Source organism: Rhizobium sp. 862_C5_N1_2 (assembly GCF_051811205.1).
Lineage (GTDB): Bacteria > Pseudomonadota > Alphaproteobacteria > Rhizobiales > Rhizobiaceae > Rhizobium > Rhizobium leguminosarum.
This window is the reverse complement of record NZ_JBPWPT010000003.1, coordinates 138,624-150,540: the sequence shown is the minus strand read 5'-3', so window position 1 is coordinate 150,540 and position 11,917 is coordinate 138,624. Positions and strand designations below refer to the sequence as shown.

The 11,917-nt window shown below is 60.0% G+C and carries 10 protein-coding genes; 6 read left to right on the top strand and 4 right to left on the bottom strand.

What is annotated here, in order from left to right; all coding sequences use genetic code 11:
- Positions 1–6: 6 nt before the first annotated feature.
- The 4 genes from ACD590_RS30665 to ACD590_RS30650 all read right to left on the bottom strand — a co-directional run bounded on the left by ACD590_RS30665 (position 7) and on the right by ACD590_RS30650 (position 3,989).
- Complete coding sequence (locus ACD590_RS30665) at positions 7–735, bottom strand: phosphatase PAP2 family protein (RefSeq protein ID WP_439004134.1); 729 nt, start codon at positions 733–735, stop codon at positions 7–9.
- A 278-nt stretch (positions 736–1,013) separates the two neighbouring features.
- Complete coding sequence (locus tag ACD590_RS30660; RefSeq protein ID WP_439004133.1) at positions 1,014–1,385, bottom strand: response regulator transcription factor; 372 nt, start codon at positions 1,383–1,385, stop codon at positions 1,014–1,016.
- Positions 1,386–1,464: 79 nt separating this feature from the next.
- On the bottom strand, positions 1,465–2,097 hold the full coding sequence (locus ACD590_RS30655) for a response regulator transcription factor (protein WP_130653700.1): 633 nt from the start codon (positions 2,095–2,097) through the stop codon (positions 1,465–1,467).
- On the bottom strand, positions 2,094–3,989 hold the full coding sequence (locus tag ACD590_RS30650) for a sensor histidine kinase (protein ID WP_439004132.1): 1,896 nt from the start codon (positions 3,987–3,989) through the stop codon (positions 2,094–2,096). Before ACD590_RS30650 ends, ACD590_RS30655 begins: the two co-directional genes overlap by 4 nt.
- Before the next feature lie 295 nt (positions 3,990–4,284).
- Here ACD590_RS30650 and ACD590_RS30645 point away from each other — a divergent pair, with 295 nt between their 5' ends.
- The 6 genes from ACD590_RS30645 to ACD590_RS30620 all read left to right on the top strand — a co-directional run bounded on the left by ACD590_RS30645 (position 4,285) and on the right by ACD590_RS30620 (position 11,910).
- Complete coding sequence (locus tag ACD590_RS30645) at positions 4,285–5,955, top strand: arylsulfatase (protein ID WP_026242472.1); 1,671 nt, start codon at positions 4,285–4,287, stop codon at positions 5,953–5,955.
- A gap of 85 nt (positions 5,956–6,040) precedes the next feature.
- Entirely contained in the window at positions 6,041–7,051 is a 1,011-nt protein-coding gene (locus ACD590_RS30640; protein WP_018246358.1) for an HAD family hydrolase, read from the top strand.
- A 73-nt stretch (positions 7,052–7,124) separates the two neighbouring features.
- Positions 7,125–9,398 (top strand): tetratricopeptide repeat protein, encoded by a 2,274-nt coding sequence (locus ACD590_RS30635; RefSeq protein WP_050566359.1) that lies wholly within the window; start codon positions 7,125–7,127, stop codon positions 9,396–9,398.
- Between the two features lie 88 nt (positions 9,399–9,486).
- Positions 9,487–10,275: a hypothetical protein gene (locus tag ACD590_RS30630; RefSeq protein ID WP_018246356.1), complete on the top strand. Its 789-nt coding sequence runs from the start codon at positions 9,487–9,489 to the stop codon at positions 10,273–10,275.
- Positions 10,276–10,464: 189 nt separating this feature from the next.
- Complete coding sequence (locus tag ACD590_RS30625; RefSeq protein WP_370091298.1) at positions 10,465–11,268, top strand: transporter; 804 nt, start codon at positions 10,465–10,467, stop codon at positions 11,266–11,268.
- A 96-nt stretch (positions 11,269–11,364) separates the two neighbouring features.
- Positions 11,365–11,910, top strand: a complete 546-nt coding sequence (locus ACD590_RS30620) for a hypothetical protein (RefSeq protein WP_018448842.1) — start codon at positions 11,365–11,367, stop codon at positions 11,908–11,910.
- Positions 11,911–11,917 lie beyond the last annotated feature (7 nt).

Here is an 11,917-nt window from a genome sequence, read left to right as displayed (position 1 = left end):
TTTTTCTTACCGTTTTGCGGCATCCGCAACATCATCTGGCGCGCGGCTCGGAATAAACCGCTTCGAGATCAGCCAGCAGCCAAGCGCCCAGAGCGCACCGGCGCACCATCCGGCGAAGACGTCCGTGGGATAATGGACGCCGAGATAGATTCGGCTCAAGCCGATGAGGACGGCGAGGAAGACGCCGGTGCCCATGACGAAGATCCGCGTTGACCGGTAACGCTGTGTCCGGGCCAGCAGCGCCCCAAGCGTCAGATAGGTCACCGCCGAGACCATCGCGTGTCCGGAGGGAAAGCTGAGATCGCTCACTTCGACCAGATGCGGCACGATGTCGGGGCGCGGCCGCGCGACGAGGATCTTCAAGAGAGTGCTCGCCAGCCAGCCGCTCAGCACAGAGGAAAAGACGAAGATTGCGATCGGCCAGCGCCGGTCGAGCAGAAGATGGACGGTGACGAGAACGGTCATCAGCGAGAGAACGGTGATGCCGCCGAGGGCAGTGATATCGTCGACGGCATGCGTCAGCCAGCCGGGACCGATCGGCACTGCAAGTTCTCCCGGCCGTCGCAACGCCAGCAGGATTGACTCGTCAAAGCGGAATGTCTCACCCTCCAGGACTTCGCTGGTCAATCGCTGGAGCAGGAACAGTCCACCGGCGATCGATGCCACCATGATCAATGTCAGCGGCTCATATGCATTGAGCCTCGCCAAGAGTCCCCGTCGTTGAACCTCGCTCATGCCTGCCGTCGAACTCCCTTCACGTCATGTCGGTCCCCGCCAGATTGGCAATCCAGATCCAGGATTCAAGACCTTGCGGCATTCAAGGGCGTTCCCGACAGAGGTTTTATGGCCGCTGAGGTCGCCTTCTAGGCGTTCATCAACGGCACCAGTGAGCGAACCGCTTTGATCTGGTCGCAGTACCACGATGGAATGTGATGACGACGAATCCATGCTCCCCGGGCGGTCTCGAATGCGCGTCGCGCGCTTCGAGAGCACATGCCTCCGCCCTTATCGGTTCACAATCCCAACGCCCTGTTGATGGCCGCAATCAATGTAGCTCCGGAAAATTGCTTCTGCAGATAAGCAACACACCCCGCCTTTTCCGCCTGCGCTTTTGCGGAGCCGGTTTCCAGTGCCGTGATGAAAATCACGGGAAGGGTTGTTCCCTCGGCTTTCAGCCTGCGTTGCAAATCGATGCCGGACATGCCACCGAGGTCGATATCAAGGACGAGGCAGTCGATCGTCGTTTTGGGATCGCGACTGAGAAAGGCCTCGGCCGATGCATACTCGTTGGCCTGAAAACCGTAAGCGTTAAGCAGCCGCCCGAGACTGCGCCTTAGGCTTGCGTCATCATCGACGACGGCGACCGTGCGGCGAGGGTTCTCCACCTCATACACCTCTTTTGACGATATGAGAGATAATGGTTCCCGATCAAATTAGGCCGGCGGGGCGTCGATTGATATTGTCCTAAGGGGAAGGCGCCGCTGTATCCTGGTCGATGAGACCAATATATGCAGCGATCGACACCACCTCGGCCAGCGAGCGTACGTCGAGCTTTTCCATGACCTGATGGCGATGCACCTTCACCGTCCGCTCCGAGATGCCGAGCGCATAAGCGATCTGCTTGTTGAGATGGCCACGTATAACGAGCCGGAACACTTCCGCTTCGCGCGGGCTGAGACTCGCGACTAATGCCCGCTGGGCTTGAAGACGATCGTGACGGGCCTGCTGTCGTTCGCATTGGATGAGGGCGCGATTGATCGCCTCCATCAATGCCGCCGCGGTCGAATTCTTCTCCAGAAAATCCTTGGCACCCGCCTTCATCGCCTCGACGCTTGCCTTTATGTCTCCCTCCCCCGTGAGGAACACGACTGGCAATAGCGGTGCCTGCTCGCACAATCGGCGTTGGATTTGCAGCCCGGACTGGCCGGGCATCTGGAGGTCGAGGAGAACGCATCCCGGTTCGCAAGTGGAAAGGCGGGCAAGAAATTGGTCCCCGGATTCATAGGTTTCGACCCTGAGACCATGTGCGGAAAGCAGCCTTGCGGTCGCTGTCCGGTAGGATTTGTCGTCATCGACGATATGGACAACCGGTTTCATCTCGATCGCTCCTCCCTGTGGGCGAGAGGCAGGGCCACGCGAAAGACCGCGCCTCCTTCGGGGCGGTTGTCGGCGCAGATGGTGCCGCCATAGGTCTCGAGAATGGCGCGGGCTATGGACAGACCCAGCCCCGTGCCCGCCTGCTTGGTGGTATAGAACGGTTCGAAGATGCGGATTAGCCTCTCCTCGGGAATGCCGTCTCCGGTGTCGGAGACCAGCAGCTCCGCCTTCTCGTTCGCCAGTCCCGTTGTAAACGTAAGCGTTCTCCCGGCCGGGACGGCGTCCAGCATGGCGTCCATAGCATTGGTTGCCAGATTGAGGATAACCTGCTGCACATGAACTTTGTCGGCACGTACCGGCAACTCGCCGGGCGGCTGTGTTGAGGTCAGCGTAATTCCGCGCCGCTCTGCCTCGCCGTGAATGATATGGATTGCGCTCGACGTGACATCGTTCAGATCGAACTCCTGCCAATCGATCTCGCTTCTCTTCTTGAGCAACCCTCTCATCCGGCTGATGATATCGCCTGCGCGCTGATCGTCCTCCTGGATGTCGAGGAGAATCTGCTGAATCAGTTGGTGATCCGGGTTTACACTTCGGAGCAGCACCGCGGCTGCCTCGGCATTGTTTCGGATGGCCGAAAGGGGCTGGTTCAGTTCGTGAGCAATGGACGAGGACAATGCTCCGGCTGTCGCCGACTGGTTAAGGTGGACGGCTTCGAGCAAGTGAAGGCGCGACCGGCTCTCGGCATCGCGGCGGCGCCTCCGCTCGAACAAGAGCACCGAGATGATGCTGGCCTGCGCCAGCACGAGGCCGCTCCCCGCCACCAGAATTGCCCAGTGTTCCTCCCAGAGGCTCCTCTTCTTGTGCATCTGGATTGTGCCCGGCGGCAGATCCTTTTCGGCGAGCCCCCAGCGCTGGAGTTGCCGGGCATCGGCGATATATGTCTGGGGCGCTTCGAGATCCGACACAGGCTTGCCAGCGATCGCATCGATGACAAGGTTGCCGACGGTCCGGCCCAGTGCTTCGAATGTGACGGTATTGCCGCCGACGACGCCATGATCGATGTAGGTCTGATAAGGCCCATAGACCGGCGCGCTGGCGGTCGCCGCAATCTGTCTGATCGCGTCGCGCGGAATGAAGTTGCGCCCTGTCCGATCCTTGAAGACCGTCAATGCCAGGATGATGCTGTCGGGCGGCACGCGGGATGCGCGCTCGACGAATTCGTCGATCGTCAGATCTTCCAGATAGGTGGTCGTATCATAGGATTTCGAGAACTGTTTCAAATCCGTGCGGGCCGTCGCCAGCCATCCTCGGTCGAAGTCGGACGAGCCTCCGACAATGTAGAGGTGGCGGGCATCGGGCTGAAGGCTGCGGGCCATCTCGGCTGTCTTCAGAATGTCGAATGTCGTGAAGGCTCCGATCACGTCATCCGGCAAATCGATCTTCTCGGCGGTGACGGTGCCGAAACCAGCGGCGACGATCTTTGCGCCGGGCGCGATCGTGCCGTGGTTCGCGACTATGAAGCTGGCCGATTCCCTGCCGACGGCCACGACCACGTCGGGGCGGCGCACTGCGTATTTGTCGCCCAGATATCGGGCCATGCGCGCGACATGGTCGCCTTCCGGAAACCGCGAGAGATCCAGGAACTCGGAAAACAGATCGATCTTGCCGTTGGTCGCCTCCAGCAAACGGCTCCGCAACGCCTCTCCGGCAGCGGTCGTTGCCGCGATCCTCTCGTCATAGGGGTAGAGAACGAGGACGCGGGGAACCCGGTCGATGACGGCAATCGAGGTGTCGGAGGCTGCGGCCTGACGACTGGACACACTCGGGGCGAACACCGCCAACAAAAAGGCAGCGCAGCATAATCGACCTGACCATTCGCCCAAGCCCATCAGCTTCCCCCCAAACCGGCCGAGAATAACAGCTTCCCGCTACGGCGTCATCTGCGCATCACTATTATCGATTGCCACTGCATGAAGAGATTCCCCAAAGTACAATATCGGGCGAAGGCAGCATTCGCTAAAATTCAGCGGGCCGGAGCAGAGATGCGGCCGGCCTTCGCATCCCTGCCGGAGGCAGCTCCGGCAGGATCTTCATTTTAAGCAGTCCAGTTGAATCGACGCATGCAATCGCAGCCTTGTCCGCGAGTGGCTCCGTCATTCAAGAACGTCAACGGAGGGATTTGAAATGAACAGCAGAATCCTTATCCGCTGCATCGGAGCACTGGCTACATCCACCGTTCTCTGGTGCGCAGCCTCGCCCGTGCAAGCGCAAGACTCCCAACGAAAACCCAACATCCTGTTCATCGTTTCGGATGATACCGGCTACGGCGATCTCGGGCCTTACGGCGGAGGTGAGGGCCGCGGGATGCCGACCCCGAGCATCGACAAGCTGGCCGACGAAGGCATGACCTTCTTTTCCTTCTACGCCCAACCGAGCTGCACGCCCGGCCGCGCCGCCATGCAGACGGGACGCATTCCGAACCGGAGCGGCATGACGACGGTCGCATTTCAAGGCCAAGGCGGCGGATTGCCCGCAGCGGAATGGACGCTCGCCTCCGTTCTGAAGCGCGGTGGCTATCACACCTATTTCACCGGCAAATGGCACCTCGGGGAGGCGGACTATGCGCTTCCGATCGCGCAGGGTTACGACGAAATGAAGTATGTCGGCCTCTATCACCTCAATGCCTACACCTATGCCGACCCGACCTGGTTCCCTGATATGGATGCGGAAACCCGCGCTCTGTTCCAGAAAGTGACAACGGGCTCGCTGTCCGGCAAGGCCGGAGGTGAGGTAAAGGAAGACTTCAAGATCAACGGTCAATATGTCGATACGCCCGTGATCGACGGCAAGGAAGGCGTTGTCGGCATTCCGTTCTTCGACGGCTACGTAGAGAAAGCGGCACTGGGCTTTCTTGATGAAGCTGCAAAGACGCCGGATCAGCCTTTCTTCATCAACGTCAATTTCATGAAAGTGCACCAGCCGAACATGCCGGCCCCGGACTTCCAGGGCAAATCGATCTCGAAGAGTAAGTATGCGGACTCCGTTGTGGAGCTGGATACACGCATCGGAAGGATTATGGACAAGCTGCGTGAGACTGGCATGGACAGAAATACGCTGGTTTTTTACACGACCGATAACGGCGCTTGGCAAGACGTCTATCCGGACGCGGGCTACACACCATTCCGCGGTACAAAAGGCACCGTGCGCGAAGGCGGCAACCGTGTTCCCGCGATCGCTGTCTGGCCCGGCAAGATCAAGCAGGACGTGAAAAGTCACGACATCGTCGGCGGTCTAGATCTGATGGCGACCTTTGCCGCAGCCGGCGGCGTGCCGCTGCCCACCAAAGACCGCGAAGATAAACCGATTATCTTCGATAGCTACGATATGACCCCGATTCTGCTGGGTACGGGAAAATCTGCCCGCAAGAACTGGTTCTACTTCACCGAAAACGAACTGACGCCGGGTGCTGCCCGTGTCGGCAATTACAAGGCCGTGTTCAACCTGCGCGGCGACAATGGGCAGGCCACGGGCGGTCTGGCTGTTGATACCAACCTGGGTTGGAAGGGTGCTCAGTCCTACGTCGCCATCGTGCCACAGGTGTTCGATCTGTTGCAGGATCCGCAAGAACGCTACGACATCTTCATGAACAACTACACCGAACATACCTGGACGTTGGTCTCCATCTCGGGAGCGATCAAGGACCTCATGAAAACCTACGTCGAGTACCCCCCGCGCAAGCTGCAGAGCATGGGTTACGACGGCCCGATCGAACTCTCCAAGTATCAGATGTTAGAGTCCGTGCGTGAACAACTCGGCAAGGAGGGGGTCAATATCACGGCTCCGACCGGAAACTAGGTCCTTGGCGGCCCCGGAGCGATCCGGGGCTGCCGCATATCTCCAAGTTCAAGATTGCTGCAAGTTAATCGATGGAGGCATTGCGATGAATTCGGCACGTAGTTTCCTGTATTTTTCCCGCGGCGTCGCGCTCGCCGCCGCAGCATGCCTTTTTATCGCAGCGGCTGCAGTCGCTCAAACGGACGCACTGCCTTCGTGGAACGACACGGCACCGAAGCAAGCGATCATCTCCTTCGTTGAGAAGGTGACAAAACCGGGTTCAGCCGACTTCGTTCCGGAAGCGGAGCGTATCGCCGTATTCGACAATGATGGAACCCTGTGGGTCGAACATCCGATATATACGCAGCTCGCGTTCGCCCTGGACCGGGTGAAGGCGCTTGCCCCGCAGCATCCGGAATGGAAGGAAACGCAGCCGTTTAAGGCCGTGCTCGAAGGCGACTTGAAGGCGCTCGCGGCGTCGGGGGAAAAGGGCCTCGTCGAGCTCATCATGACCACGCATGCCGGAATGACCAGCAGCGATTTCCAGAAGATCGTCACCGATTGGCTCGCGTCGGCCCGTGACCCGAAATTCAAGCGGCCTTACACAGAACTCGTCTATCAGCCGATGGTCGAGCTTCTCGCCTATCTCCGCGCCAACGGTTTCAAGACCTTCATCGTTTCAGGCGGAGGCATCGAGTTCATGCGGCCATGGGCGGAAAAAGTCTATGGCGTCCCGCCCGAGCAGGTTATCGGCTCGTCGATCAAGACCGAGTTCAGGATGCAGGACGACACACCGACCCTGTTTCGGCTCCCCGAAGTCAATTTCATCGACGACAAGGCCGGCAAACCCGTCGGGATCAACCAGCAGATCGGCCGGCGGCCAATTGCAGCCTTCGGCAATTCCGACGGAGATCTCCAAATGCTGCAATGGACGACCATGGCGGGCGCACCTGCCAGGCTCGGCGTGCTGATCCATCACACCGATTCGGACCGTGAATACGCCTACGACCGCGATACCGAATTCGGTCGCCTCGACAAGGCGCTGGATGCCGCCTCCATCGCCGGCTGGACCGTCGTCGACATGAAGTCCGACTGGAAGCAGGTGTTCAAGGACTAGGGGAATGCGCCGAGCGCCGGAGCGTTGCGCGACGGCGCCGTGACCTTCTGGAACGTCGACAGGGAGCGATTGAGTGGCAGCGTGTGTTCGATCAGCAGCGGTGAGAGGAGTGACCCTCCTGCTTTTCCTGTTGCTCACCTTTGCCGGGCGCAGCCTTGCAAGCGACGCCCTCTCGACACCCGCTACCGACCCGCAAATATCGATCCATGAAGGTTTCGTGGACCAAAAGACTTGTGCATCCTGCCACGCAGATCAGGCGGCTGCTTTTTCGAAGTCCCACCATGCGAAGGCCATGGCCTTGGCCGACGACGAAACGGTGCGCGGCGATTTCGACAATAGCAGGTTCGAGCATGACGGCGTGGTCACGACCTTCAACCGCCGCGATGGCCGCTTCTTCGTGAACACCGAGGGTGCGGACGGCAGCGAGGGCGAGTTCGAAGTCAAATATACCTTCGCCTACGAACCGCTGCAGCAATATCTCGTCGAGATCGGAGGCGGACGGCTGCAGGCTCTCGATGTCGCCTGGGACACGGTTAGACGGCAATGGTTCTGGCTCGGCGACGGCACTCCGGCCAAACCGGGCTCGACCTATCATTGGACGGGCCCCTTCTATCGCTGGAACCGCACCTGCATCGATTGTCATTCGACCGATCCCCAGGCGAAGTTTCAACCGCAGACGAACGAATACGAGTCGACCTACGTCGCCACCAGCATCGGCTGTCAGTCCTGTCATGGTCCGGGCGCCAAGCACGTCGCTTCCGCGCAATCGGCCGATGTCTCATCTCCCATGACGGATACAGGCTTGCCGAAGGTCGAGGCGAACACCTGCTTCGCCTGCCATGCCAGGCGCACCAGGCTGCTGGACGGCTACCAGCCGGGAAAGCCCTTTCTCGACTATTTCTCCCCTGCCCTGCTCCGGGAGGATCTCTATTTCCCCGACGGGCAGATCCTTGACGAGGTCTTCGAACATGGCTCGTTTCAGCAAAGCAAGATGGCAAGGGCGGGCGTGACCTGTCTCGACTGCCATCGGCCGCACGATGCCGGCCTCAAAGCCGAGGGCAATGCACTGTGCACGCAATGCCACACAGAGACGAAGCCGGAGCGCTTCGTCAACCAGGATCCGAGCGGGCTGTTCGACACTCCCGAGCACACCCGTCACCAGGCCGGCTCCACCGGAGCACAATGCGCCAACTGCCACATGCCGGAACGCACCTACATGAAGGTCGACCCGCGCCGCGACCACTCCTTCGTCATCCCCCGACCCGACCTGTCGGCAACCCTCGGAACGCCGAATGCGTGCACGACCTGTCATGTCGGCAGAACGAATGATTGGGCAGCCGAAACAATGGACAAATGGTACGGGACGCAGTGGCGCAAACGCCCGTCGATCGCCCATGCCTTCGCCGGAGCTGCAAACGGCGATCAAGCCGCGGTGGAGGCTCTGCGCGCGCTTGTCAGTGACCATGACCAGGCAGGAATTGTCAGGGGTAGCGCCATCGCAGCAATGAGCCGAACTGGCGGCGTGCAGATCACCGCCGACATTCAAACGGCCGCAGCCGATGCAGATCCGCTCGTCAGGCTCGGTGCTGCGGAAGCGGCAGGCAACATTCCGCCGGAACAGAGGCTGGAGGCGATCGGCAACCTGCTGGGCGATGCAACGCGCGCGGTGCGCGTTGCTGCCGCCAACGCACTCGCCGGCACTCCTCCCCACCTCTTCGGCGATCAGCAAGGCAATTTCGAAGCCGCCGTCGCGGACCTGCGCGCCTATGTCGAAACCAATGGCGACGTCGCGGAAGCACAAAGCAATTATGGCTTCTTCCTGTTCGCCCGACAGCGTACGGCCGAGGCCGAAGCCGCCTTCCGGCGAGCGATTTCGCTCGACCCGACACTGGAGGCAATGCGCATCAATCTCGCGGAATTCTACCGCGCCACCGGCCGGAACGACCAATCGGAACAGACCTATGCCGAAGCGATCGGCATGGCGCCTGAAAGCGCGGATCTGCGGTACGGACACGCGTTGTCGCTGGTACGCAAACAGGCATTGACCGAGGCTATCACAGAACTCCAAGAAGCCGTGCGGCTGGATCCACAAAACTCCCGCTACAAGACGACCTTTGCCGTCGCTCTCGATTCCGCTGGCCGGACGGATGAAGCACTGGACAAGCTCGATGGTTGGGCGGCGGGCGAAGACGCTGATATCATCGGCCTTGCGCTCCGATACAGTCTCAAGCTTCGACGCTTGCCGGAGGCGCTGAAATACGCCGAGGATCTGGCGCGACTGAGACCTGAGGACCAGCAGATTTCAGGCCTCATCGGGCAGTTGACGCAGGCGATCAACGAAAAATAGGTATTTGAGCTTGTCGAAATCTACCTCTCGCCGCACAGTGCCGACTCGGGACAGCAGTGCCGAGGCGAAACGAGATCGGGGGATTCTCATGAAAGCCATATACTTGCGTGCCATTCTATTGGTGACGGGCATTTGCGCGGCGTCGGCCGGCAACGCTGCCGATATCACGCCGCTCACGCCGGAAGCAAAAACAGTCGAGAGCCAGAGCGGCTGGGAATTCACCTTCGCGCCATATTTCTGGGCTGCCGGCATATCCGGCGATATTGGGCAGTTTGGACTTCCGGAAGTTCATATCGACGCGGATTTCGGCGATATCCTCAATAACCTCGACTTCGCTTTCATGGCGGCAGGCGAAGCAAGATACGATCGCTTCAGCATCGTCGGTGACGTGATCTACACCAAGCTCGGTGCCGACGCCGACACACCTGCCGGCATCCTTGCCGACAGCGTCGATGTGACATCGAAGACCTTCGCGGGATTTCTTGGCGCCGGTTACGCCGTGCTCGAAGACCAAAATGGCCATCTCGATGTGGTCGGCGGCATGAGGGTCTGGTCGGCCAAAACCGAGATCTCCTTTAATGGCGGCATTCTGGCCGGAGTGGATGTCGAAGACAGCGCCACATGGGTCGATGCCGTCGCCGGCGTCCGAGGGAACTACTTCTTCACGCCGGAAATCTATGTCACGGGGTGGGGCCTGCTGGGCGCCGGCGGCGCCGATATCGACTGGGATGTGGCGTTGGGCCTCGGCTACAAGTTCAACGACACCATCTCAGCGGTCGCCGGATATCGTGCACTCGGCGTCAATTACGATAATGACGGGTTCGTCTTCGACGTCGTTCAGCAGGGGCCGATCTTCGGGGTGGCCATTCGGTTCTAAAGGCCGGACTGGCGAACTTCGTACTGTTAGCGATTCCGGGAGCCGGAAAAACGACGTCCCCCAGCAGCAGAGAGCCGCCGTGACAGCGGCTCACAGTTCGGTATCCAACAGGATCGATCCGGGGGATATCGTTTCATTTCGGAGGAAGCTGCCCTGCGGGCTGGGTTCAATCGGATCATGGAGGCATTGATGAAGAAAGTCGCTTCTTGGGTAGTACTGGTTGTCGCGCCGCTCGGTGTCTGGACAGGGACGGCAGCCGCCCAGTCGAGTGAAGACCTGGCGAAGAAGCTTTCCAATCCGATAGCCTCGCTCATCAGCGTCCCGTTCCAGTTCAACTACGATCACGGCTATGGTCCAGACGACGGCGACAAGGCGACGCTGAACATTCAGCCGGTCATTCCCTTCAAGATAAACGAGGACTGGAACGTCATCTCGCGCACCATCCTGCCAGTCACATGGCAGAACGACATTGCCGGACCGTCGGGAACGCAGTTCGGTCTGGGCGACATCACGCAAAGCTTCTTCTTCTCGCCGTCCAAGCCGACCGAGAGCGGCATCGTCTGGGGCGTCGGCCCGGTGTTCCTGCTGCCGACGGCGACGGACGAGCTCCTCGGAAGCGGCAAGTGGGGTGCGGGTCCGACAGCGGTCGTCCTTAAGCAGGACGGCCCCTGGACTTACGGCTTTCTCGGGAACCACATCTGGTCGTTCGCTGGTCAAAGCGACCGGGAGGATGTGAGTTCGACGTTCCTCCAGCCGTTCCTCTCCTACACGACCAAGGACGCCTGGACGTTCTCGCTGAATACGGAGTCGACATATAACTGGGAAACGAACGACTGGTCGGTGCCGATCAACTTCGCAGTCGCCAAGCTGATCACCATCGACAAGCAGCCAATCAGCCTGACGGCGGGCATACGATATTGGGCGGCGGCTCCAGACAATGGCCCGGAAGGACTGGGCTTCCGCGTCGCGGTCACGTTCCTCTTCCCGAAGTGAATCCGCAGTCGACGACGCGCGCGGCGGCTGTAGTAGCAAAAGCTCAACCTTCTTTTGCTATTGCTGGAGCCGATTGCGTTGGAGAAGATTTCGGCGATGAAAATTCCGACAGTGATGGTTCTGATTGCAGCCGCCCTGCAGCCGGTCTCAGCCTTCGGCGAGACCGATTGGATGGGCGGCGCGAGACAATGGTCGGTCGGCTTTGCGAATGAGAGCCCGCATCCCTATTGCCGCCTGCTGTGGGACAGCGAGATCGGCAAGACCATGGAATTCCGCCAGAGCGCAACCGAGACGTTCTGGCTGGTATCAAAGAACACATGGGACATCCCGGCCGATACCAAGACCGAGGTGACGCTGACCAACCGTACGACGACGAAAGTGGTCGCCGCCGAATTCTTCGACAAGAACACGCTTCGCCTCTGGGGTCCGGCCAGCAAGGGGAGCGGCGGACTGAAGAAGATCATCAAGAATTCCTTTGCCGGAACGCCTGACGTGCAGCTTACCTTTGCCGGCGACGAAGGCGACTGGACGCTTCCGCTCTCGCGGGTGGATCAGCTCTACCCGACTTATCGCCAGTGCCTCAAACGGCTCGAGGCTGGCGAAAGGCCGAAGCAGAATTCCGAAACAAGCAAACCGTTCTGACAGTCGA